Below are 24763 nucleotides of genomic sequence, written 5' to 3' on the forward strand. Positions count from 1 at the left end.
TCATATGCCTTCGATTCCGAACCACTACCTTTTTGCAATGCCATAACGCTCGGATAACGCTTCTCCCAAAATGTTGAACGTAATGACTACGAGCAGAATCAATGCCCCCGGGTAGATCATCAACTCCGGATGACTGCGAATATATCCCGTTCCTTCATGGATCATGGCTCCCCACTCTGCATTCGGTGGTTGAATACCGAGTCCCAGGAAGGACAGAGCAGATATATCCATAATCGCCCATCCCATCTCCAGCGTGCCCATTACAACGATGGGACGCTGCACGTTGGGGATGATATGTTTGCGAATAATCGTCCACGAAGAAGAGCCGCTAATCCGCGCCGCAGCGATGAAGTTCCGTTCTTTCAGACTAACGACCATGTTCCGGCAGATACGTGCATAATACACCCACTGCACCATCATGAGGGCCAGAAGCACCTGCATCAGACCTGGACCAAAAATCCCCACAATACCGAGCACCAGCACCAGATTCGGAAACGCCATAATGCCTTCACACAAGCGCATCAACAGACTGTCCACCCAGCCACCAATGTAACCGGAGATTGAACCTACAATGACACCTATGAGCAAAGAAGAAAGAAAGATCAGGGTAGCAAATCCAAGCGACACCCGCGCGCCATACATCAGCCTGGTGAGATTGTCGCGTCCCAGATGATCCGTTCCCAGCCAATGCTCCAGCGATGGACTCGCCAGCTTCTGCAACAGATTCACCTTCACAGGGTCATGAGGAGCAATCCATGGAGCTAATAACGCGATCACGAAGAAAAGCAATATGATCACCGAGCAGATCTGGATGGCTCTCTGTCCTTTAAATACCGCACGCCATTTGTTTATCAATGTTCTGCCCGTCCTTTCGCTGAAATCCGTGGGTCCATAACGAGCTGCACCAGATCAACGAGCAGATTGCATACGATGAACAAGCATGCCGCCAGGAAGACATAACATTGAATCACGGGAATATCCCGGTTAAATATCGCATCGACAAAATAACGGCCGAACCCAGGCCAGGAAAACACCTGCTCTACAATAATGGTGCCTGTGAGCAGCTTGCCCATACTCATCCCCATCCCCGTAATAAGGGGCGATATGGCGATTTTCAGCACATGTTTCAGCATAATGACTCGTTCTCGAATCCCGCGTGTTCTTGCGTACTGTACATATGTCTCCTGCAATTGCTCCAGTACACTGGAACGCAACAATCGGGTGTAGACCGCAATAAGAATCAAGGAAAGTGTAATCGTAGGCAGAACCAGATTCTCCCACGATCCACGTCCTTCCACAGGCAGCCAGTCCAGCTTTACCGAGAAAAAGAAGATCAACAGATAACCAAGCCAGAATTGCGGAATAGATGCTCCAAAATAGGAAATCGCACGGCTGACCATGTCAATCCAGCTATTCTTATACACCGCCGCCAGTATTCCCAAAGGAATACTTACCAAAACCGATAACAACATACTCCAGAAGGCTAGCTCAGCCGTAGCCGGAAGCCTTAATTTCACTTCATCCCATACAGGTTTATTGGTGAGATACGAAGTGCCCAAGTCGAGCTTGGCAATCTTCTGAATCGTATGCGCATATTGGGTTAATAAAGGCTGGTCCAGACCGAACTCATGCCGCTTTTGCGCAAGTAGCTCCGGTGTCGGATAGATATGAGCGGCTGTCAGATAAGCCTCGGCTGGATCAACCGGTGAAATATGAATAAGCGCAAAGGTAACAAGTGTAGCGATAAAAACGATAGGAATGATCGCGATCATTCGTTTACCAATATAACCGATCACTGAACATTCCTCCCTGTTCTCAAGCTACATGAGCTTATTACTCTTGAAATCACTATATAAGTTCAACTAATTTTTTTACACGAGAACGGAGAGGACAGAAAAAACCTGAAGAAGCGTAGCGTTCGCCTTTATCACCGGATTTTCCCTTTAGAAAGGGAATCAAAAAAATCTGGGGATAACAGCGATCGGAAGGTTATTCTGTCATCGGAGTGGCACGTGTAAACATTCTTTAGTTGAACTTATACAAATTATTGATTGCCCAATTCAATGCCCACAAACGGATTTTCATCACGATTCGCCGGGAAAATAAAGTTGGAAATTTTCTTCTGATACACAGCCGTTTTCTTAATATAAGAGATCGGTACAATCGCCGATTGCTCCTGAAGTGTTTTCAGGATGGAGCCATATAACTCCTGGCGTTTCGTCTCGTCTGTAGATGACAGTGCTGCATGCACCTGATCGTCCAGTTCCTTTTTCATCGGCAACGCACTCAGGGTCTCGGAAATCCCGAATCCAGGGCTCGCCACAACGTTAATGAATGAATGTGGATCATATGGAGCACCATAGTTGTACCAGAAATACAGGTCGAAATCATTGGCTTTCAAGCGTTTGATCTGAACCGTAAGTTCCAGCCCAGTGAGGTTTACTTTAACCCCAAGCTCGCTCCATTCCGCCTGAATGGTCTCAGCCATCGCTTTCTGAATCGGGTCCGTTTTGTCAAAAATCATCTCGAAATCAAGCTGCTGACCGTCTTTTTCACGAACCGTACCACCAGCCGGAAGCTTCCAACCTGCTTCATCCAGTAAAGCTTTGGATTTCTCCACGTCATACGTGATCGGTTCCAGGTCTACATTGGTGTACGGATAGTTTTTGGACAATACGGTATCGGCTGGTTCTTCCAATCCGGAAGTAACGCCTTCCACCATCGCCTGTTTGTTAAACCCTTGCTGGAGCGCCATCCGCACTCTGACATCGGACAGCTTTGGATTAGAAGAGTTCAGCAGCAGACTGCGTGTGCCCACCGGATCAGACAATTGGGTCACATATTTATCATTGTCACGCAGCTCCTGGAACGCATCCAGACTGATCATACCTTCACCATAGATCAGGTCGAGATCGCCTTTTTCAAAAGCAAGGACACGGGTTTCACCGTCAGGAATGATTTTGACCGTAATCTGATCTACCTTCGGTGCTGTTCCCCAATAATTCGGGTTGCGTTTGAAAACAGCATATTCGTCCTGCTTGTATTCAGCCAGCATCCACGGGCCCGTTCCAACTGGCTCTTTGATGCCTTGGGAAGTATCTCCGTCATCAGGGAATCCAGCTTCACCCAGGAAGCGGAACGGACGGACCACAGACAAGTCCTGAAGAACCGGATAATATGGCTCTGTGAGTGTCAATCGGAAAGTATGGTCATCCACAACTTCTGTCTTGTCGAGCACACCTACAATGCCCAGCCAGCTATGTGTATCTTTGTTTTTCATTACAGCGTCAAAGTTCTTTTTCACAATCTCAGCATTAAATGGCGTACCATCTGAAAATTTCACACCTTGGCGAAGCTTGAATGTATATACCTTGCCGTCATCGGAGATGGTCCATGATTCTGCCAGAGCAGGTTCCAGTTTTCCGTCCTTCTGGTAACTGATCAGTGGCTCATAGAGCATGGATTGGGCAAATAATTGCGAAGGATTGTACGTATGCGGATTCATTGTACCGATATCACGTGGCCATGACATCGTAATCGACTTCGTAGATGTTTGATCCGAAGCAGCAGATGAGGATTCATCTCCACTTCCTGTATTGCTGCAACCCACAATAACGAATAACAACAAGAGCATAGTTGCCAGCGTGAGGGCCGAAGATTTGCGATGTTGAACAGACATGGATGTTGAACCCCTTTTCTCTATTTTATGATAATGATTATCATATTCATCCATTAAGAATAGGCAGGAGCCCTCCTTTTGTCAACAAAATTCGACATAGTATGTGTTGTTATTAAAATAGCCAAAAAAGCCCTTCCTATAGGAGGAAGAGCCTCTCGACCTGAATATAAATCGCAACTGCAAAAATAAGTTCCACAATAATCTGCTATTCCTTGCTCACAGCAAGGTAATCACGAAAGTACATATGCAGATATATTACTGAAATCCATCTTCATACGCCTTCTTGTTTCTCATTTAAACGTCTACAGCGATGCCCTCATAGAACCGACGAATCACCTGCTCCGCTGGCTTGCCGTAAACTCCATATCCGTCATCGGTCAGCGCATCCTTCTCCGCGTGCAGATGTGCGCTCCAATCCCACAGACCGAATCCGCGTACCCAATGACGCTGACTGACATGCCGGAACATCGCCTCATAAAAACGCTCTTGTTCCTCCGCATTCACTTCGCCTTCCAGTCCCCAATCGTTTGGTACCTGGGCTGATCCACTGCGGCTGGGACAGCCTGCTTCTGCTAAGAAGAAAGGTTTGCCGTAGGGAGCAATCGCCTGCTCAATTCGATCCAGCTGTGCCTCCCAATCTCCGATGGGATAATACCCACTGGAAGAGATGACGTCCACAGCATCCCACCATTTCACATGACCTTCCTGATATTTGTCCGTATTGTATGACACCGGTCCCGTGTACACTTCACGCACACCAGCGATTACCTCGCGCCATTCCTGATCCCGACGCTCGGATTGCACCATCTCACAGCCTACGATGAACATCTCACACTTTTCCTGCTCTGCAATCCCTGCATAATGCTTCTGAAATGCCGTGTAACTGCAGAACCAATCCTTCCACTTCGGCTCACAAGGCACATCGATATCAAAAAAGTTAATGTGTGCACGCCATGTGCCGTCGGTGCAGTTAACGGTTGGTTTCAGAATGATACGCAGCCCGAGTGTACGGGCATAACGAATCATGTCGATTAGTTCATCATCCTCCACCAGATGTTCACCCCGATACTTGACCTCTACCGCCTGCGGATGATCCTGATGTGCCGCCAGTGCAAAAATAACATGTGAACTGCCTGTACGTTCAGCCATCAGGCGCAAGGATTCTTTGGCTTCCGGCTTGCGAAAGTCGCCCTTGCCACTCATCCAGCCAAATGTAAATCCCTTAATATAATCCATATGCATTGCTCCCCAGTGTTCCTGTTAACTTAATGTAAATACAATGACCGAATATACACACTTTCACTTCAATTACAGCTTGCCTTCCTCGTGATCTCCTGCAATGACTTCGTCCGTCTCGATCACATAGTTCACGATCTCTTCGATGGTCGTGTAAGCCACGCCCACATACGTGTCGGCTGCGCCGTAATAGATGGCGATACGTCCGGTATCAGCATCATGCAGTGTTGCACACGGGAAGATGACGTTATCAACGAAGCCTTGCTCCTCGTACCATTTTTCCGGTGTCAGTACAAAGTTAGAAGAACGATATTTTACTTTGGAGGGTTCATCTAGATCCAGAATGACCGCACCCATGCTATATACCAAACCGTTACAGGTTCCAGTGACGCCGTGGTAGAACATCAGCCAGCCTTCGGACGTTTCAATCGGAGCAGGACCGCCGCCAATTTTGACCGATTGCCACCAGCCTTGGCCGCCTTTGCTCATCACATGACGGTGCTTGCCCCAGTACACGAGATCCGGGCTTTCACTCAGGAAAATGTCTCCGAATGGGGTATGTCCACTGTCGCTCGGTCTGGACAACATCACATAGTTATCCTTGATTTTGCGCGGGAACAATACGCCATTACGGTTGAATGGCAGCATTGGATTTTCGAGGCGGACAAATGTTTTGAAGTCATCTGTTTTGGCCAGACCCAGTGCTGCGCCATAGAAGTCTGTACACCAGATGATGTAATACGTGTCTTCGACTTTGACCAAACGTGGATCGTACGCATAGTTCGGCATAAACGGATCGCCATTTTCATCTACAAATGCAATGCGCTCTTCTTCAATTGTCCACTCCAAACCGTCGTCACTCGCCCCCATGTGCAGATGCGGACGTCCATTAACGGTTTCGGCGCGGAATACACCAATGAATTTTCCTTCATACGGTACAACAGCACTGTTGAAAATGCGGGCAACACCTTTGACCGGGTTACGCGGAACCACCGGATTCGCCGAATGTCTCCATACCGGGCCTTCCGTTCCCTCCGGTTTGGCTTCCCATGGCATATTCGGCAAAGCATCCCCAACAATGTGTACGTTTTTCGTTTCAGCAACTGACATTTTTCATTTCTCCCTTCGGATTTTATTTAACAGAGCCTTGCGCGAAGCCGTTGTAGATGTACTTCTGTAACAACAGGAAGATGATCATGGTTGGAATAATGGCGATCATGATGCCAGCGCTGATGACTTCCCACTGCGATCCAAACGGTCCCTTGAATTTGAACAAGGCGGTGGATATGACCTGTAGATCGGTCTTTGGCATGTACAGGAACGGTGTGTAGAAGTCGTTATAGATGTTCACGCCCTTCACAATAATGACCGTTACAATGGCTGGTTTCAGCAATGGCAGAATGATTTTCCAGTAGATCGTGAAGTACGACGCGCCGTCCAGCATAGCGGATTCATCCAATGCACTGGAGATAGAGCCAAGGAACTGCAGGAAGATATAAACCGCAATGATATCTGTACCCAGGTACATCACGATGGCCGCCCAGCGTGTGTTAAACAGGTCGAGCGCGTTGATGATCTGGAATGTGGCGACCTGTGTCGTAACACTTGGAATCAGGGTAGCGAGCAGGAATGCCGCGACCATGATTTTCTTGCCTTTGAATTTGAACCGATCCAGCACATACGCGATCATGGAACCCGTTAAGGTCGCCCCTATAATGGAGATGACCAAGATAATAATGGTATTTTTGAAACCAACCAGCATGTTGCCATCCACAAAAGCCTTCGCATAGTTCGCAAAGTTCAGCCAGTTGGCTGGCGGGGCAAGCGGGCTGCTGGTAGCGTATTCCGCATTCGTTTTGAGAGATGCAAACAGGATGACCACGATAGGTAACAGTGCGATAAACGCCGCAAGCACCAGGGAAGCATATTTAACCACGCTCGCAAGGGTGTATTTGAGTTGTGTCACGTTTATTCCTCCCCTTTCATGGTGACGCGCTGCACAAGCGTAACGAGAATAACGATCAAGAGCAGCACCACAGCCATGGCGGATGCCAGTCCCAGCTTGCCGTATTTAAACGCCAAATGAACCGTCTGGATTACAAATGTCATACTGCCGTTGGAACCATCGGTCATGATATATGGAATATCGAACGCACTAATTGCGCCGCTAATGGCCAAGATCAGGTTAAGCTGCAGGATGCGCGTAATACTCGGCAGAATGATATGGCGGAATTGCTGCCAGCGATTGGCGCCGTCAATATCCGATGCTTCATACACATCCTTCGGAATGGAGGAGATTGCACCCAGGAAAATGATAAAGTTGAAGCCCATGTATCTCCATACCGATGCACCTGCGAGTGACACGTTAATAATATTCGGATTACCGAGCCAGAGCTGCGTGTATTGTCCCAGCCCTACAGCATGCATGAGCATATCGAGTGTACCGTCAGGTTTGAAGAAAAAGAGGAAGATAAAACCGATGGCTACCCCATTCAGCAAATAAGGGAAAAACAGTATGCCTTTGAAGAAGTTTTTGCCTCGAACTTTGAAACTCAGAATCGTGGCAAAGTAAAGCGCCAATCCCATCTGTAAGAACGTAGCCACGAAGTAGTACAAGCTGACAATAAATACTTTGAAGTATTCGGGATCACTGAATATGCGAGTGTAGTTCTCAAAGCCAACATAATCGAACCTTTTACTATATCCGTTCCAATCGGTGAAACTGTATTTGAACATGTTGATGACTGGTAAGTATGCAAACGTGAACAGCAACGCCAGCGGAATAATTGAGAAGGCACAGATGATAAATATGCGTTGCGCTGAGTAGCCCCAATTCGAAAGTTTTAAGTACTTCATGCTCTCCACACCTCCAAGCGGTTCTCCCGCCTATATATCGAAAGACTCCCGTCCAATGGAATTCCTGCGGAATAACTGCCGGGGGAAGAGCATGGGTATCATGCTTTCAAATACCACATACTCCATGCTCCATTCATAAATGGATTCCTATATCCCCGCAGTTCATTCATCACCTGATCCACTTACGTTAATCCAATTATTTCGTGAGTTCTGCTCTTGCTTTGACCCACTTATCGTTCAGATCTTTCATAATGTCGTCATACGATTCCTTGCGGTTCCCAATACCTGCTTCGATAATGCGTTTCTTGAAGTCAGGCTGCCAGAGACCGATTTCGCCTTCGTTATCAATCTTGTCGACCAGACCTTCCTGACCTTCTTTGGCAGGTGTAAGCGTGGAGAATTTAACGTCTTTATATTGATCCAAAATGGGTGGTAATTCAGCATTCTTGTCTGCATCCATACCGCCACCCTGTTCAACCGCGTAGTTTGATTTCGCCAGGAACCAGTCAATCCAGGCTTTGGCAGCAGGTTTGTTCTCACTGTTCACGTTCATGCCGATGTTATAGTCTGCGGAGAGCGGAACCACAACCTCACTTGCATTGGTTGGGAAAGGTAAGAAACCAATGTCGTCGGGAGTATCCGTCATGCCTTGGATCTGTGTGATCGCCCAAGATCCAAGTGCCATCGTAGCAATTTTGCCTTTGGCGAGATCCGCTTTGGAGCTTTCCCAGTCGGTTGTTGTTGGATCTTTCTCGATTAGACCGTTCTTGGCTGCATCATAGAGCACTTTATATAGTTCATAGTGCGGCTGACCAGGCACAAAGTTCTCATCTGTATTCGGTTGGTCCACGTTAACGTAATCCACACTGCCTGCAACAGTTGGCAGGTCCGATTCCCATTGGGTGAGGGCCCAGCCGGATGCATAGTTGGTGTAGAGCGGAACCGCATCTGTATTGTCTTTGACCAGTTGAAGCGCAGCCTGGAATTGCTCCGGTGTTTTTGGAACTTCCATAATGCCTGCGTCTTTGAAGACCTGTTTGTTATAAATGATTCCGGAGAACGTGATCACGGTAGGGATACCGTAGACCTGACCATCCACCATGCGTTCTTCAATGGCGGTGTACTTGTCTTTCAATTCATCATACGTGCCGAGCGGCTCGAAAAAGTCCGGGATATCCGCGATCGGAACACTGGTCGGGATCATCAGTACATCACCATAATCCTTGGTGCTCATACGGATCTTCACTTGTCCTTCGTAGTCGGCTAGTGCCTGAAAGTTCACTTTGACATCCGGGTATTCCTTATTGAACTCAGCAGCGTAGTCTTTGAATACGGTATCAACAATATCTGTACGTTGTGTAAGGACAGTAATCTCACCCTTGATATCTGCCGGATCTGTACTGATCTCCTCCCCTACCTGCGAAGATCCACCTCCGGATGAACATGCAGCAAGTAGTGAAGTGATGAGCAGCATCGTCAGCAACATCATCCAACCTTTGTTTTTTCTCAATTGTTTCGACCCCTCTCTTAAGTTAATTAAGTTATCGTTAAGGTTACAAAATGAATTCTATTATGGTAACGCTTACCTGTCAATTAAATTATTTATAACTTAACAAGAAAAATTGCGAGGTATTTCGTTGACATCTGTTTTTCAGAGCACTAATATTGTTTAGTAAAGTTACCGATAACTTAATTTAATTAGATTGATGCACTATTTAGAAGGAGCGCTCACTTATGAATACAAAAACAACCGAACTCCAATCTGAAATTAAGGCGCATTGGGAGAAGCAGATTTTACCCTTCTGGTCCAACCTTAAAGATGCAACCCACGGTGGATTCTACGGCTGGGTTGGCAATGATCTTCAGGTGAATCCACAGGCCCCCAAAGGCGGGATCGCCACGGCACGACAACTCTGGTCTTTTGCAGCGGCGTATCGGGTTACCGGAAACGAAAGATGGCGCGAGCATGCTGAACATGCATACCGTTTTCTCGCTGACCATGTGATGGATACCGAATATGGCGGTATGTACTGGATGGTAGATTACACAGGGAAAGCACTGGACACGAGCAAACATGTGTATACGCAATCATTCGGCGTGTATTCACTCAGTGAGTACTATCGTGCAACTGGGGATGCTTCTGCATTGGAACTTGCGAAAACGCTTTTTGCTCTAATCGAGGACAAAGGTCTGGATGCCGAACTACCTGCGTACAAGGAACAATTTGATCGCACATGGAAGGAACAGCCCAATGAAATGCTGAGCGAAAATGGGGTTATTGCGGATTACACAATGAATACGCATATCCATGTGCTGGAGGCCTACACCACGCTCTATCGCGTGTGGCCGGATCAACAAGTGAAGGCGGCGCTGGAACGCCTGCTCGGAATTTTGTATGAACGCGTGTATGACCAAGACACCAAGTTTCTCGGGGTATTTTTCAACAAACAGTGGGAATCCATCATCGATCTGCGCTCGTTCGGACATGACATTGAAGCCAGCTGGCTGATTGACGAAGCACTGAAAGTTCTGGGGATGGAACAACATCCGGAGTATGCAGCGATGGTAACGGATATCGCCTATAACATCTCCAATGTAGCCGTGAATGCCGATGGTTCCCTGTTAAATGAACAAGAAGGTGAACATATCGATGAGAAGCGAATCTGGTGGGTTCAAGCTGAGGCGATGGTCGGTTTCTATAACGCGTATCAGCGTACAGGCGATCCCTTGTTTCTGGAGAGAGTGGAACGCTTGTGGACCTATACAAAAGAAAACATCATTGATCAGCGCGCTGGTGGGGAATGGTACTGGTCGGTTGATGGGAACGGTACACCGGATCAGAGCGAGATTGCTGGACCGTGGAAATGCCCGTATCACAATAGCAGATTCTGTATTGAACTAATCGAGAGGATGGGATCAGAATGATACACCCGAAATACAAGGAGTTACTGGAGAAACAGGAGCAGCTACTTAGTCGCCCCAATGAGATCAATTCTTCCTTCTACAATGGCGTATATGATCGGTATCAATATCCGGTAATCACTCGCCATCATGTACCGCTGCATTGGAGATTCGATCTGGATGAGACGACGAACCCGCATTTTATGGAGCGTCTGGGCATTAATGCGACGTTGAATCCGGGAGCCATCTATTTCAATGGCAAATACGTCATGGTTATTCGTACGGAAGGATTAGATCGCAAATCAATCTTTGCGCTCGCCGAGAGTGACAATGGCATCGATGGATTCCGTTTCACGGGTAAACCATTGGTCTGGGATGATATCGATGCGGATGAAACCAATCAGTATGATATGCGCCTTGTTCAACATGAAGATGGCTGGATCTATGGCATCTATTGCTCGGAACGCAAAGACCCGGAGGCTCCTGCATTTGATACGTCCAGCGCAGTTGCACAGGCAGGACTGGTTCGGACACGGGATCTTACAAGCTGGGAACGGTTGCCCAACATCACGACCAATTCCCCTCAACAGCGCAATGTCGTATTGCACCCGGAATTCGTGGATGGAAAGTATGCCTTCTACACCCGTCCACAGGACGGATTCATCTCGACAGGCAGCGGCGGCGGAATCGCCTTTGGTCTGTGTGAGGATATCTTGAACCCTGTCATTCATGAAGAGACCATTATCGACGAACGGCAATATCATACGGTATATGAGGTCAAAAACGGTCAAGGCCCTGCTCCGCTCAAGACGAATCGTGGCTGGATTCACATTGCTCACGGAGTTCGGAACACCGCAGCAGGCCTGCGTTATGTGTTATACACTTTCGCTACGGATCTGAATGATCCGGCGCGTATTATTGCCAAGCCGGGCGGCCACTTCATTGCCCCTTATGACGATGAGCGGGTAGGCGATGTGTCCAATGTTATTTTCTGCAACGGTGCTGTGATCAATGAGAAGGAAGAAGTCTTTATCTATTACGCATCCAGTGATACCCGCTGTCATGTGGCAACAACCACGTTGGAGAAACTGGTCGATTATACGTTCAATACACCGGCTGATCCATATCGTTCCTTGGACTGTGCTAGCCAACGGGGTCAGCTGATTGAACAGAATGAGAAGCTTCTACAGAAACAATTGACATAACATCGGTAGAGCGTCCTCTCAGGGAAACCTGCAATGTGATGAAAATTAGCGTAACAACAACCAGAATGGCTTTATTCCGAGTGGGTAACGATGTATACTGATATGGATTGTTATTATGTTGGAAGAAAGTGTTCATCATAATGACAGCACATTGTGCCTATACCGGCTTGAAGGAGGCGACCATACTGAAGAACAATATCACCATGCGGGATATCGCCGACAGGCTCGGGGTCAGCAGTGTGACCGTCTCGAAAGCATTGAATGATAAAGATGGCGTGAGTGGCGAATTAAAGGAAAAAATTAAAGTGCTTGCTGTTGAAATGGGCTATCGGTATAATGCTGCTGCCCGTTCCATGAAGGAAGGCTTAACCCATAATATTGGCGTAATTATCCCGGAGCGTTTTACCGGGCCTACGCAGTCGTTCTATGTACGCGTGTTCCAACGCATCACCAAACATCTGGAGGAACAGGGCTACTACGGCATTCTACACATTCTGAATGTGGAGGATGAGGAGGAATTAACACTGCCCAAGCTGTACAGCGACAACAAGGTCGATGGTTTCATCGTGCTCGGACAGATCAGCAAAGAGTATATTGAACTGGTGCGATCAATGGAAGTTCCCAAAATGTTTCTCGACTTCTACGATGAGCATTCCGATATCGATTCCGTCGTTACCGATAACTTCTACGCTGCCTATGAGCTGACGAACTATCTGGTTCAGCAGGGCCATCGTAACATTGCTTATGTGGGAAACCTCTATTCCACGAGCAGTATCCAGGACCGATTCCTTGGGTATTACAAATCCTTGCTGGAACATCGGTTGCCAATGAATCCGGATCTGGTTCTGAATGATCGGGATGAACGGGGTACGTTTATTGAGATTGATCTGCCGGAACAGCTGCCAACCGCTTTTGTATGCAACTGTGATCAGGTCGCTCATCTGCTCGTTCAGAAACTGACTTCCATGGATATTCAGGTGCCTGGCCAATGCTCTGTTGTTGGTTTTGATAATGATATCTATGCGATGCTCTCCGATCCCAAGCTGACAACTGTTGAAGTGGATGTGGAACAGATGGCGCGCACGGCAGTCCAGTCGATGCTCAAAAAGGTCGACAACCCGAACCGCAGTTTCGGCCGTGTACACGTGAAAGGTAATATCATCTATCGTGACTCGGTGAGTGCTGTGTCTGCCTCATCAGATACCATGGATATCTGAATTATACAATTAAATAAACGAACACAGATGACTGGCCTTTATCTACTGGCCAGTCTTTTCTGATGCATAAGAGCTTAACGAGGGCGACGATCTGTTGAATTCTTCAAAAATGTAGTCGTTCTCCAAATCGAGAGGATGAGGATTAACTCATACACATTGGTTAAAGTTCCGGTTTCCACTGGTAAGGAGATTAACTGTCCTACAAACAATAATGCAGTCCCAACAAACAGCCATACCCATTTATGTTTGAAAAGAACGATCAGGCTAACAAATAAGAGTACAAGCCCCACGATGATCACCATCATCGGCGGACCTCCATGACCTTCTGCCATATATCTCAGTACTCCATACTCTTCTATAACCTTGAGATTTTGAACCTCGGATAAAGTAAAACCTACAATCTGGTAGATAACCAAACCTAAAGTTATCAGCCATGCTACCACACTCGTTATACTTCTATTTGCAAACTTGGCACCTGAGCTACGCAAGATATGGTAGCCAACCAGAATAAGGGTAGGGGTAGCAAATGCATGTAGCCAAAATCGAAGGCTACTAAGAACAATTAACAATTCCCCTTCCCCTATCAAATTACCTAAAGCAATAATTCCATTATCATATGCCAAGCTGAACGCTACAAATAGCTGAAAACTGGAATACGCGAGCCATTGCTTCCTCTGGGTTAAATCGACGCCCATCCGAATAACAAGTATCAAATAAACAAGAGTAAGTACGGAGTATATCCATACATCCAAGCTGCTTCACCATCCTTATTGGTCAATTCTAATAAATTATATTTACCGGTAAGTAAAATTACAAGTCATACTTGTAAAAATGGATAACTTGTCATAAATTACTCGCTGATGTAATGAAGATGAATATCGATATATAACGTTTACCCGGGAGACCAACACATGCTGTAGCTGGAGATGTTCCACCCTAACAAGGAGTCACTTTTCAAGCGGCCCGCCAAACTGTTAATGAAGCTGATTTATATAAAAAGAGCACTCCCGGCTATCGTAGCTGCAGGAGCACTCTTTTCCTTATTTGAAGAACGTAAAAGCAACAGGTTACTCTGATATCAATAACTTGTCTTCAACCAATTGTCCTTGGACCAGGTCAGTTTACCCGAACCCGCGCCATTGGAAGCCGTGAGGCGAGCATTCAACGTAGATGGATCATCCGTGGTATAGCTGTAAGGAAGTGTCGAGAAACCGTTCCAGGAGAACGATTTTACCACTGCCGGGATTGGCGCCAGTGGACTGCCAGACGTATCACTGCTTCCACGGAATGAGCTGCCATCCAGGGAGTACATGGTATCGGTCACTCTGATTTTGCCGGTATAGGTTGGATCTGCCGGATCGGTCTGATTGTTACGAACAGGATATAGCACGTCCTTAATGACTGATTTCTCAACCAAGACGGCCCCGCTTTCCGTAGAAATCGCTCCGTTGCCAATGATATCGAACTTATAACCTTTGGACGCAATCGCTGTTGCCATCGCCGTTGTAATTTTGGCTTTAGCGGCACGTGCCCCTGTCGCATCCATCACGATGTTGTATGCATGTGCGTTGCCTCCACGCAGGCGTGGCATCCGGTCCTGAATATCCTTGTACAAGTTATGGTGCAGCGTCATGGACAGGTTGGCGTTAGCTGATTCCAGGCTGGTCGAACCGACCAGATGTCCTTTCTTTTGTGGTCCCGAGATAGCGATAATATCGGCTTTGCTAAGACCTACAGCACTGCTGCGCAAGTAGTTGTACATGGGATAGGAAGCCTTATTTGCTTCCAATTCGTTAATCTGCTGGGTAACCCAGCTGTTCGAGCTGCCGTCATCCCCTTTGAAGAGGGACCAGGAGATGGTCACGCCGCTGGTTCCTTTTTTCGAATCGATGAGTCCGTCATAGGCTTTATTAAATGTGCAGTGATCAATCCATACGTTGCTGTTCTCCTCCAGGGTGATGTAATCCCAGTCATTCTTGTCGTAATCACCTTTGGTGGATTCATCCCATTCCCATAACTCATCAAATTCCAGGTTGCGGATGATGACATTTGAGCTTCGTTTCACGCTGATCGCAGCGTGTTTGATCTTGGAACCATTGGCGGAGAAAATCGTGAGTCCATTGAAACCATCAATCGTGAGCTTGCTAACACCGGTCTGTTTCAATACGGGATGCGTCAGCGCATCATTATGCTTGGCAAAAGGAGAAGTCTGCGCTGCGCTCGGAATTTCATTCCATCCCAGATTCAGATCGTTCATGATCTCAACGACTTTGACACCGGAGTTCTTTTTCAACGCCAATGCCAGATCGGTCGCATTATACACTTTCTTATACGTGGCTGTGTTTGATTCGCTAATGATGCCGCCGCCCGCGTTCCCTTGGGAGAAGCCTGTTAGATTGTAGTCTGCGTTACCCGCTGCCTGCACACTTGCCGGGCCGGACAATAAAGTTAACCCCAACGTTAGAGCCAGAGCTGTGCTGCATAAGCTTCGAAATTTGGTTTTCATCGATTCCATTCCTCCCAATATATGATGATGACATTCGTCCATCGCTGCCATGCCAAGTTACGAAGGACATGTTCTCAATGTAATTGTTGAAAGCGATTACAACAATAATCCCTATCTCACATGTGGTTAGGAAAGGCTGGTATGGTAAGGGTTTGTACTGTAAGCAACCTTGAATCGTACAGAGTTAACTTGGAGAGTGAGGTTTCAGGGATACATCGAGGTAACAAGAACATTCTAGATGGGATGAAATTAAAAAAGCAGGACTGCATCTGCCGCAGACCTGCTCGATTTTACTTTTTGATGGAACGTGTCCAGAAGCCACCATGGAACTGTTTGGGCTCCACAGTAATGACAAATGCTTTCGGGTCCAGACTGAGAATCGTCTGATAGAGCAGTTTCTGGTTTTTACGTTTTGCCAGAATCTCCATCACAAGCCGATCTCCATCACGTCCACTGCCCACCCATGCAGTAACGCCGTAGCCCTTATCCCGTAGGGCATTCGCGACGCTTCCATCCAGCTGATTACAGATTACTTTAACGGTGATATAACCGAGCGCAATCTTTTCTTCAATCCACGCTCCGAGCAGCACACCCAATCCGTAACCTACCGCATATACAATCAGGGCCTCCGGTTGTTTCAGATAGTTTAACACCAGATTCAGACCGAGCACATAGATCACAATCTCACCCATGCTGATCAGTGCGGCGATATATTTCTGTCCTTTGAGTGTCAGAATCATCCGGAGTGTATAAGCCGATACATATACAATCTGGATCAAAAAGATAAATACCAATATTTTAAACAATCACAATCCCTCTTTCCTGGCCTTCACAGCTAACTCGGCCCTCTGCTGCATATCCTCGACGATTTCGATTCTTCCATGCTTCCTTTACGTTCGCTCTATCTCCATCATTGGACGTTATACCCTCATTCTAAACGGTTGGATGTAAATCCATAGGCATTTTCTGCTCTCTGGCATGCCGGAACTGCCATTATAGAACCGTTTGTACCGATTATCAACCCGGCGGAGGTCCCAGGGTCGAAAACGGGGGTCTTTGAATATGCTGTATCATCATAAAGCCAAGCACGCTGGCACAGGATATCAGGTCAGAACCAGGATGGATGGGTCAAAACAAAAAGGGGGTGCCGTCATGCAGCTATGGCAGGAGATGGAGCGGGAAAGCATGGAGGAACTCATTTTTTGCCATGATGCAGATAGTGGATTGAGGGCAGTCATTGCCATTCACAGCACGGTCCTTGGACCTGCGCTGGGCGGATGCCGCTACTGGACGTATGCGTCCGAGGAAGAGGCTGTCCTTGATGCCGTGAAACTTGCCAAAGGCATGACGTACAAAAATGCAATCTCCGGACTGCCGTATGGTGGCGGGAAAGTGGTCATATGGAATGTGCCTATTGCGAAAAATGCAAAACCGGATGAGGATGATTGCGGATCTCAAAGTGCTGAGCAGGTCGCTGGAGATCTAGGGGGAGAGCAGCAAAAGGGCGCTGCCGCTGAACGGGAAGTCGTCGCCGATCAGGGTGCTGATCGTATAGATAAAAGCCTGGATACGGACGTATCCAAGCGGGAGCAGCGCTTTCGCGCACTGGGTCGTTGTCTGGAGCGGCTGAACGGACGGTACGTGACCGGTCTTGATCTGGGTACCACGGCGACAGACATGGACCAGATCCGACTGGAGACCGCACATGTGACGGACACCACGGGTTCACTTGGGGCGCAGGATGACTTCACTGCCGAGATGACCGCCTACGGTGTACACATCGGCATTGTGACCTCGCTGCGCCAGCAAGGCATTGCATCTTTGCAGGGCATTCCCGTTGCCGTCCAGGGACTGGGCAAGGTCGGGTATGCCCTGTGCCGTTACCTGCATGCAGCCGGGGCACGGCTCATTGTGGCAGACGTTGTACCGGAGCGTGTACAACGTGCCCTTGTGCAGTTCAGCGGCGCCATCCCGGCCGATCCGGCCCATATTCACGCCGCTGACTGCAAGGTCTTCGCCCCCTGTGCCTTAGGGGGCGTACTGACCCCGGCAACGGTGGAGGAGCTGCGCTGCTCCATTGTTGCCGGGGCGGCCAACAACCAGCTGAGTGAACGACAGCTGGTTGCAGGCCGCATGCAGGCGCGCGGCATCCTGTACGCGCCTGATTATGTGCTCAACGCAGGCGGAATCATCTCCACCGCCTACGAGCTGGAAGGCGCCGGGCCTGACCTGATCCGCCAAAAAGTGGCGGGGATTGCAGGCACGCTGAGCAAGGTATACGCAGAAGCTACGCAATCTGCGATCTCCACAGCGGATGCAGCCGATCAGCTAGCGGAATCCATCCTCCGATCAGGCCATAAAAAATAAGGTTTTCCACCCTGCCATCTAAGTATAATCATACCACCAACACATTCTCCGCCACTCTATAGGTTCTAAGTTTGAATGTACCAGGAACTCATTATGGGCTTCATTGGATTCCGACTTACCTCTGCAAGAGAGCCTCCACTGCTTTACCTCATTCTAACGAACCTGATACACGTTATTAACCCCTTTTAGCATGCATCTAATATCTAACGAATCTCAGACATCCTATTGTGCCTAGTTTGGTCCTTTTTCAAGCGAAATAACTACTTTTCCGAAGGATAGTGTTCCTGAGGTTCGTTAGAATTTATATTTCAGATTTTGACCGTGAATAGGTTGCCTCAGGTTCGTTAGCGCTGCGGATGAAGTTTCTTTGGGGGCAGCATCACCTAACTAAAAGAGCTAACCCCGACATCCATGTCCAGGTTAGCTCTTCTTAGTTCTTCTTAGCACTCTTAACTCTTCTAGGCTCTTATCACTTCGTCCTTTTACTTTCTAATCCCTTATCGCTTTTCTTTTATTCTTCTGTTCTGCTGTAACTTCTTAAACTGCAACCGACCTCTTCTTCGCTGTCTTCTTCTCTCGAAACAGCAGCGTCCACAGCAACACATTCGCTACGATCAATAGCGCACCATAGATCCATACGCCCCCCGATGCCGAACGGAAAAAGACATGGACTCCCCATAACATGGCAAGCACAGGGAGGGCGGCGAATACATACCAACCATCACTTTGCTGCGCCATACTGAAAGATTGGGAGAACGGCGGCTTACGCAGCAACAATTTGCCTGCCAGTGGGACAAGTGCCGTAGCCGTCAACAAAATTATCGCAATATCCGGCAGTATCCGTGATCCAAATGCCCAGGTGAACAGAATGGCATTTGCCAGAAATATAGGCAGGAACATGTTGCACAAGAACGCCTTCAGAGCGCCTTTATATAACGCGCTATCGTTCGCCATCGGTGCAGCGCGAAAGGTCCAGAACGCTTTGTATTGTCCCGAAAATTTCAACATGACCACAACCGTTACAACTAGCATCAGTACAATGTAAAAGGTGTATACAAACGAACTTTGCCTGAACTCCGCCCAGGTAGAAGATTGTAATTCGGTAAACCAAAATACATAAGGTAAAACAAATGATAAACCAAGCGATGGATACACCTTCAGCTTGAATTCCCGTTCATTACGCATCATGCTGGCTGACAGACGGAAGCAAGCCTGCTCCTCTCTGGAACGACTGACCACCTTTGAGATCAACCGATCCCATCTTCCACGTCTTCGTCCGGAGGACTGACCCGAGTGTGCCATTTTCTCCAGATACAACTCAAAGGAAGGCATAAGCTTCACATAAATGATCAGACTTACCACCGGAACCAAGACTGCCAGTGCTGTGAACGTATAGATCCACACATTCCCGCCCCCTGCAAATAACCATTCATATGCGGCCGCATACCATAACGGAGGCAATAGCAACTGCCACCAAGCCGGGGTAAATACCATACCAAAGTCAATAATGCTGAACGAACGAATCACCAGCTGATAACCGATCGCAATCCCCACCGAAAGCAGAATCTGCACCATATTGATCATATCCTTCAGCTTCTCGCCATCCAGAAACTTCATCATGAACAGATAGATCAGAGACGTTGTCACCAGAATCAGCATATTGATCAGAATCAGTTCTACAAGGAAAATCAGAAAGAATCCGATCCCATGCGTCACCAACGCGGCTATTAACGGTATACCGGTTAATGAACCCGTCAGCAATAGCAGATAAACGCCTGCATGGATGGCTCGGGCCATACCCACCGTTCGCCCATTAACAGGCTTGGTCATAATAATATTACGATCCCGAATGTCCAGCAGTACGGAGGAAAAATCCGAGATCATGGACGTCATGATCATAAACATTAAGATACCAAACACAAGACCCATCTGAAGCATGAAATGCCCTGTATCCCAGACGATGAAGGGAACCATCATCAGTCCCATTAATCCATACAACCACAGGGAACGAAGAAACTGATTCCCTTCCTTGCGCTCTTTTTTCCCTGAATTGTTGGACAAAATGGTAGGTACTCTGCGTTGATCCATCTGGAATTTCACCCGCAAAATCAGGCGAAGCACATCATAATCCGCCCCTGTTCTGACGATGATCGGACGAAAGCGATCCAGAATTTTGAGTGTGCGGAAGTCGGAGGATTCCTCCATATCAGTACACCTCCTGCACAATCGATACAAATCGCTCCGCAATGGCTTTGTGCTCATTGAAGCCCGTTAATTGATTAAATACTTCCTCCAACGTCCCTTCCATGGACTGCTGTTGGAGCTGCTTGAACGTTCCGTCCGCCACCACGCGTCCTTCAGCGATCAGTACAATTCGACTGCTGATCTTCTCCACCACATCCATGATGTGTGACGAATAGAAGATCGTTGTGCCTTTAGCTGACAATTGTGACAAAATCTCTTTGACCACCATCACACTATTGGCATCCAATCCGCTGAGTGGTTCATCCAGAAATAGCAGATCCGGGTCATGCAGCAGCGCAGAGATTAACAGCACTTTCTGACGCATACCTTTAGAAAAGGATGCAATGCGGGAATGATATGATTTTTCCAGTCCAAAACAATCCATCAATAGCTTGGCTTTGTAATCCGCATCTTCATAGGACATGCCGTATAACTCTCCCGTAAAAGTCAGATACTCGGCAGGCGTTAATTGTTCGTACAATTCCGCGACCTCCGGAACATAACCGATTCTGCGCTTATACTCTACATCCCCATCCGCAATATCTTTACCAAAGATTCGCACCGTGCCTACATATCCTTCAACCAGCCCGAGTAAAATCTTAACCGTTGTACTTTTGCCAGCCCCATTCGGACCAATATATCCAATCATCTCACCGCGATTCACTTCCAGATCGATGCCATTCAGCACATAACGTCCGTTATATCTCATACGTAAGCTTTCAATTGACAGCACTTGTTGTTCACTCACTTCGTTATCCAGCTCCTGTCTCTATCTTTTTCTACAATTCTACTAGTTTACCACAGATTGGGATGGTAATGATCGGAAATAGGTCACGATATGAGCCATCAACTGGATATCCCTTTCGAGTAAGAGCATCACGTAACAAGCTCTAATACATCACAAAGCCCCTGTCCCACCTTAAGGTAAGAGACAAGGGCTTCCACATTATTTTGAATTTTATTATTTTCTAATATCTAAAACGTCTTACTGCACCTTAACAATCTGAAAATGCTGATTCGTACCACCATTATCCGTCCACTGGATGGCCGCAGCACCATCTGCCAAGGATTGACCGGAAATATCCAAAACCTTGCCTGTACTGCGGTTTTTCAGTTTATAATAACCACCACCTACATGGACGAGCTGCCATTGTTGGCTAGCCCAGCCACCATCATTCCACTGTTCAATGACAGCCCCATCGGTCGTGGCACCATTTTCCACACCGATTAGCTTACCACTGGAACGGTTGATGATTTTGACATAGCCGCCACCCGCATCGGTAATCTGCCACTGTTGACTTGTTGTTCCCCCATCTGCTCGCTGCTCCAGATCCGCACCGTTGGCGGAAGAACCCCCGATGACATTAAGCAACTTGTTACTTTTACGACTAATCAGCTGATATGAAGCATTCGGGTCCCATACATCCGGTGTATTCACTCCGGTCACGATCCCTGTTGCTGTATCAATCGTAATACTGCTGGCCCAGTTCATCGCCAGACTGGTTGCGCTTGGGAATGAAAGTGGCAGCCAGACATACTTGGAATCCTGCACAGGTCCGCTCCACGCTCCAGCCCAGCGATCACCCATGTAGAGATAGGAGGTTGTTTGTGAACCCTCTACCGGAACAACATAGGTAGATTGGGAACCATACGTTGTACTGTCTCCAAAGTTACTGAGACCGCTCCATGTGCCTGTAATGCTGGAGGCTGTCGCATATTTCGCCTGATTCGGATTCCAGCCAGTGGCACCCGAGGTGATCAGGAAGTAGACGCCATCTTTTTTGAATAGGGCAGGTGCTTCACGATATTGTCCGGGCCACAGTGTTGTGACAAGGGATTCCACACCGAGGAAATCCGGGGTCAGCTTATATATATTCAGATCTGCATTCACTCGGGTCGCGGAGATCAGATAAGCGGTTCCGTTATCGTTGTACACCGTCATGTCTCTGGAATCATACCCAAGTGGACGATAGCTGCCCACATACGTGTAGTTGCCATCAACCGTATTCGAAGTAGCTACGGCCACTCGGGCCTCGCCATAATCCAGACCATTCTCCTTGTGCATCCACAGCACATATTTGCCAGTCGAACTGTTATAGATGACTTTTGGGCGTTCAATGTTGGAGATATTTAACTCGGCTGCCGAGCTGCTGGTGAGCACATCATTGCGATACTCCCAGTTCTTCAGATCCGATGAACGATACACCGATACCGCCTTGAACGTTCCATTCGTATTACGATTCTCCCCAAACCAGTAATAATACCCATTTGCCTTGATCATCCCGCCCCCATGAGCATGAACGACATTGCCATTGGTATCCTTGAACTGTATCCCGTTCGTTACACTGAGCGGAGCAGCTGAAGCATTCGGTCCGGGTGCGAGCAGCATACCTATTGATTGCAGCGCCAAAACCAAAGCAAGCAGATAACTTAAGCGGCGGGTAAAGCGACGTGAATGTGTATTCTTTTTCAACCATCCATCGTTCATAGCCATATCGTAATGCACCTCCATATTTTTTGTGAAGCGCTTACATGAAATAAATCGATATGTCTCATCTGCCTCCGATCGATGATGCATTTTAGCAAAAGAATTCCTGGCAATACTGGCTGGGCGATCACCTCCCTGATTCCGATTGTATCCGCCACATTCCTGCTTGAATAGTGAACAATCCGGCGGAAAATGTACAATCTCATACTCAGCTCTCTCCATAAACAGAAAAAAGACGCTTCCCCCGAAGCGTCCTCTGCTATACCTGCCCTGCCCCTCCATGATTTAACGATCTCTAGCTGTGTGCGGCTGTTCATAGGCAGGTTTTTATATGATGTTTTATCGGCGTATACTCGCCCTTATTGCTTAATCTTGGTCGTCAAAATCCTGGTCAAACGATAACACTTTACCTGTGTTGGCATCGATATCTACATCTGCTTCACCTTGAGCGGTTCTCAGTTCGATCTCATACACATAGCGACCATCATCATGATCCAGCTCGACTTTGGTTACTTTACCACCCGTAACTTGTTTCAACGCAATGTTTGAAGCTTGGGATGCCGTCAATTTGACCTGCTTGGAAGCAGAGTTATTAGACGTGTTGCCTGTTGCAGTACCTTTATAATCGTCGTCATCATCGTAGTCTTCATCATTCACGACCGCAAGAATTTTGCCTGTATAAGCATCCAGACGAACGACAACATCATTGGTTCCTTTTCTGTCGATCTCAACTTCATAGAACGTTTGGCCGTTTCTACGCTCCAGATCCACGTCATCCACTTTACCATCGGCTGCTTTTAACGCCAACGCTTTCGCTTGTGATGCATTCAGCATTTTACCTGTGCTGTTCTGATTCTGTGTTACAGATTGTGTTGTTGACGTTGGTGTAGTTTGCACCGATTGTCCGTTCACATTCCCGCTAGCCGCTACGGCTGATCCACCAAGTAATACTGCTGCTGACAAGCTACCAATCCAAAGTTTATGTTTGTTCATCATCATTCATCTCCTCGTTTGTTGTTTCGTTCTCGTCTACATTTATAGAATAACCTGCAGGAATGAGAGATCAGCGAGAGTTAGATTAGAATTTGATGAGAAAATGAAGAGAATGCTCATTTAACAGGTATTCATTGTCCATCTAATTGAAAAAGATGACCCCTAAAATAGGAATCATCTCTCTAAAGCAGTTTAACACGATAACTATATTTAATGGGTTCTTTGCAAAAGGTTAATCATCGTCCTCATCCCAAGTCACCGAACGAATTGCTCCTGAGATGGCATTCACCTGCACAATAGCCTCTCGGCCATCCTCCAGATCAATTTCAACCAGATAATATGGATTCCCACTGTTGGTTCCACGCAGTTCGATGTCGTCCACTTCTCCCGGGACCTCCGCAAGTGCCTTCTGCTTGGCTTGTTTCTCGCTCAGAAACTGAGGTTTGGGATCATCCTTGGTTGGTTCAGTTGTCGGGGCTGCTATTGTTTTGGAAGCTATCGTCTCTCCCGTGTATGGATCAATCGTGAGTTCTTCACGACTGTTATCCTTCGCCTTCACGACCGCGGTGTATACCGGACTGCCTTGCTGCTCCACAAGTTCAAGCGAGACCAATTGGTTATCTGTTTGTTGTTTTAACAACGCCGTCTTGATCTGCTCGCGGCTCCATAACGTCTTCTCTTCCGCTTGTGGGTTCGACTCCAGCCGTTTGATGGAATTCACGGTAGCCGTGACGGCATCCACCTGCACGTCATACAGTCCGGTCTCCGAACGGAGCTGCATGATATACGTGCCGTCCTTCAACGTGGAATTCACAATCTCACCTGGATATTGATCCAGCACGGATTGGGCCGCCGCATCTGCCGTAAGTACCGCACCAGTCGATTGCCACGGCTTCCACCACACAACTGCTGCCACAATCAGCACAACGAGAAGCCCCGACCCCCACCAGAGTGATCTTCGCGATTTCGCCCATCCGCTATTCCCCTGTTCATGCCGTTTCATCTCCGGTGGTCGCTGCTCATGCTCTGTCATCACGTTTCCCCCTATGCACTCTCTTATCATCCCCAGTT

Annotated in this window: 20 protein-coding genes; 4 read left to right on the forward strand and 16 right to left on the reverse strand. The window is 47.6% G+C overall.

All coding sequences use genetic code 11. The features are described 5' to 3' along the window. Positions 1 to 24: 24 nt before the first annotated feature. From nikC to V6669_RS28920, 8 genes are all read right to left on the reverse strand, one after another. Positions 25 to 855 carry a nickel ABC transporter permease subunit NikC gene (nikC, locus tag V6669_RS28885; RefSeq protein ID WP_338589176.1) on the reverse strand — a complete coding sequence of 277 codons (831 nt, stop codon included), beginning with the start codon at positions 853 to 855 and terminating at the stop codon, positions 25 to 27. Further along, positions 852 to 1796 carry a nickel ABC transporter permease subunit NikB gene (nikB, locus tag V6669_RS28890; protein ID WP_338589178.1) on the reverse strand — a complete coding sequence of 315 codons (945 nt, stop codon included), beginning with the start codon at positions 1794 to 1796 and terminating at the stop codon, positions 852 to 854. The genes nikC and nikB overlap by 4 nt, the downstream gene beginning before the upstream one ends. A 248-nt stretch (positions 1797 to 2044) precedes the next feature. Next, complete coding sequence (nikA, locus tag V6669_RS28895; protein ID WP_338589180.1) at positions 2045 to 3679, reverse strand: nickel ABC transporter substrate-binding protein; 1635 nt, start codon at positions 3677 to 3679, stop codon at positions 2045 to 2047. Between the two features lie 294 nt (positions 3680 to 3973). After that, complete coding sequence (locus V6669_RS28900) at positions 3974 to 4921, reverse strand: 1,4-beta-xylanase (RefSeq protein WP_289390633.1); 948 nt, start codon at positions 4919 to 4921, stop codon at positions 3974 to 3976. A 66-nt stretch (positions 4922 to 4987) separates the two neighbouring features. After that, the gene (locus tag V6669_RS28905) at positions 4988 to 6025 is read right to left on the reverse strand and encodes a glycoside hydrolase family 130 protein (RefSeq protein ID WP_338589185.1); all 1038 of its coding nucleotides are present in this window, start codon (positions 6023 to 6025) and stop codon (positions 4988 to 4990) included. 22 nt (positions 6026 to 6047) lie between these two features. After that, positions 6048 to 6881, reverse strand: a complete 834-nt coding sequence (locus V6669_RS28910; protein ID WP_091012558.1) for a carbohydrate ABC transporter permease — start codon at positions 6879 to 6881, stop codon at positions 6048 to 6050. Between the two features lie 2 nt (positions 6882 to 6883). Further along, entirely contained in the window at positions 6884 to 7771 is an 888-nt protein-coding gene (locus tag V6669_RS28915) for a sugar ABC transporter permease (RefSeq protein WP_017691677.1), read from the reverse strand. A gap of 196 nt (positions 7772 to 7967) precedes the next feature. Further along, on the reverse strand, positions 7968 to 9281 hold the full coding sequence (locus tag V6669_RS28920) for an extracellular solute-binding protein (protein WP_338589192.1): 1314 nt from the start codon (positions 9279 to 9281) through the stop codon (positions 7968 to 7970). 224 nt (positions 9282 to 9505) lie between these two features. On the opposite strand from V6669_RS28920, the gene V6669_RS28925 reads away from it, so the two are divergent. From V6669_RS28925 to V6669_RS28935, 3 genes are all read left to right on the forward strand, one after another. After that, the gene (locus V6669_RS28925) at positions 9506 to 10696 is read left to right on the forward strand and encodes an AGE family epimerase/isomerase (protein ID WP_338589194.1); all 1191 of its coding nucleotides are present in this window, start codon (positions 9506 to 9508) and stop codon (positions 10694 to 10696) included. Next, positions 10693 to 11877, forward strand: coding sequence for a glycosidase (locus V6669_RS28930; RefSeq protein ID WP_338589196.1), 1185 nt, complete (start codon positions 10693 to 10695; stop codon positions 11875 to 11877). The genes V6669_RS28925 and V6669_RS28930 overlap by 4 nt, the downstream gene beginning before the upstream one ends. 140 nt (positions 11878 to 12017) lie before the next feature. Continuing rightward, positions 12018 to 13094, forward strand: a complete 1077-nt coding sequence (locus V6669_RS28935; RefSeq protein WP_338589198.1) for a substrate-binding domain-containing protein — start codon at positions 12018 to 12020, stop codon at positions 13092 to 13094. Between the two features lie 74 nt (positions 13095 to 13168). Here the strand turns inward: V6669_RS28935 and V6669_RS28940 are convergent, their stop codons facing one another. The 3 genes from V6669_RS28940 to V6669_RS28950 all read right to left on the reverse strand — a co-directional run bounded on the left by V6669_RS28940 (position 13169) and on the right by V6669_RS28950 (position 16406). Beyond that, positions 13169 to 13846 carry a hypothetical protein gene (locus V6669_RS28940; RefSeq protein WP_338589200.1) on the reverse strand — a complete coding sequence of 226 codons (678 nt, stop codon included), beginning with the start codon at positions 13844 to 13846 and terminating at the stop codon, positions 13169 to 13171. 326 nt (positions 13847 to 14172) lie between these two features. Next, a complete protein-coding gene (locus tag V6669_RS28945; RefSeq protein WP_338589202.1) occupies positions 14173 to 15600 on the reverse strand; it encodes a hypothetical protein in 1428 nt (475 codons plus the stop codon). 290 nt (positions 15601 to 15890) lie between these two features. Then, on the reverse strand, positions 15891 to 16406 hold the full coding sequence (locus V6669_RS28950; protein WP_036671622.1) for a DUF2179 domain-containing protein: 516 nt from the start codon (positions 16404 to 16406) through the stop codon (positions 15891 to 15893). Positions 16407 to 16752: 346 nt separating this feature from the next. On the opposite strand from V6669_RS28950, the gene V6669_RS28955 reads away from it, so the two are divergent. Beyond that, positions 16753 to 17967 carry a Glu/Leu/Phe/Val dehydrogenase dimerization domain-containing protein gene (locus V6669_RS28955; protein ID WP_338589206.1) on the forward strand — a complete coding sequence of 405 codons (1215 nt, stop codon included), beginning with the start codon at positions 16753 to 16755 and terminating at the stop codon, positions 17965 to 17967. Positions 17968 to 18504: 537 nt separating this feature from the next. Here V6669_RS28955 and V6669_RS28960 read toward each other — a convergent pair. From V6669_RS28960 to V6669_RS28980, 5 genes are all read right to left on the reverse strand, one after another. Next, the gene (locus tag V6669_RS28960; protein ID WP_338589208.1) at positions 18505 to 20172 is read right to left on the reverse strand and encodes a hypothetical protein; all 1668 of its coding nucleotides are present in this window, start codon (positions 20170 to 20172) and stop codon (positions 18505 to 18507) included. 1 nt (position 20173) lies between these two features. Next, positions 20174 to 20959 (reverse strand): ABC transporter ATP-binding protein, encoded by a 786-nt coding sequence (locus V6669_RS28965; RefSeq protein ID WP_047840868.1) that lies wholly within the window; start codon positions 20957 to 20959, stop codon positions 20174 to 20176. Between the two features lie 237 nt (positions 20960 to 21196). Further along, positions 21197 to 22705: an RICIN domain-containing protein gene (locus V6669_RS28970; protein ID WP_289390641.1), complete on the reverse strand. Its 1509-nt coding sequence runs from the start codon at positions 22703 to 22705 to the stop codon at positions 21197 to 21199. A gap of 360 nt (positions 22706 to 23065) precedes the next feature. Continuing rightward, positions 23066 to 23698 (reverse strand): PepSY domain-containing protein, encoded by a 633-nt coding sequence (locus V6669_RS28975; RefSeq protein WP_338589212.1) that lies wholly within the window; start codon positions 23696 to 23698, stop codon positions 23066 to 23068. 226 nt (positions 23699 to 23924) lie between these two features. After that, entirely contained in the window at positions 23925 to 24725 is an 801-nt protein-coding gene (locus tag V6669_RS28980) for a PepSY domain-containing protein (protein ID WP_338589214.1), read from the reverse strand. Between the last annotated feature and the right edge of the window lie 38 nt (positions 24726 to 24763).

The sequence above is a fragment of the Paenibacillus sp. Y5S-9 genome, from assembly GCF_036894235.1.
GTDB lineage: Bacteria > Bacillota > Bacilli > Paenibacillales > Paenibacillaceae > Paenibacillus.

Coding starts and splice junctions, on each gene's coding strand:
- nikA (WP_338589180.1), bottom strand. CDS start 3,679: ATGTCTGTTCAACATCGCAAATCTTCGGCCCTCACGCTGGCAACTATG.
- V6669_RS28900 (WP_289390633.1), bottom strand. CDS start 4,921: ATGCATATGGATTATATTAAGGGATTTACATTTGGCTGGATGAGTGGC.
- V6669_RS28905 (WP_338589185.1), bottom strand. CDS start 6,025: ATGTCAGTTGCTGAAACGAAAAACGTACACATTGTTGGGGATGCTTTG.
- V6669_RS28915 (WP_017691677.1), bottom strand. CDS start 7,771: ATGAAGTACTTAAAACTTTCGAATTGGGGCTACTCAGCGCAACGCATA.
- V6669_RS28925 (WP_338589194.1), top strand. CDS start 9,506: ATGAATACAAAAACAACCGAACTCCAATCTGAAATTAAGGCGCATTGG.
- V6669_RS28930 (WP_338589196.1), top strand. CDS start 10,693: ATGATACACCCGAAATACAAGGAGTTACTGGAGAAACAGGAGCAGCTA.
- V6669_RS28935 (WP_338589198.1), top strand. CDS start 12,018: ATGACAGCACATTGTGCCTATACCGGCTTGAAGGAGGCGACCATACTG.
- V6669_RS28945 (WP_338589202.1), bottom strand. CDS start 15,600: ATGAAAACCAAATTTCGAAGCTTATGCAGCACAGCTCTGGCTCTAACG.
- V6669_RS28955 (WP_338589206.1), top strand. CDS start 16,753: ATGCAGCTATGGCAGGAGATGGAGCGGGAAAGCATGGAGGAACTCATT.
- V6669_RS28960 (WP_338589208.1), bottom strand. CDS start 20,172: ATGGAGGAATCCTCCGACTTCCGCACACTCAAAATTCTGGATCGCTTT.
- V6669_RS28970 (WP_289390641.1), bottom strand. CDS start 22,705: ATGGCTATGAACGATGGATGGTTGAAAAAGAATACACATTCACGTCGC.
- V6669_RS28975 (WP_338589212.1), bottom strand. CDS start 23,698: ATGATGATGAACAAACATAAACTTTGGATTGGTAGCTTGTCAGCAGCA.
- V6669_RS28980 (WP_338589214.1), bottom strand. CDS start 24,725: ATGACAGAGCATGAGCAGCGACCACCGGAGATGAAACGGCATGAACAG.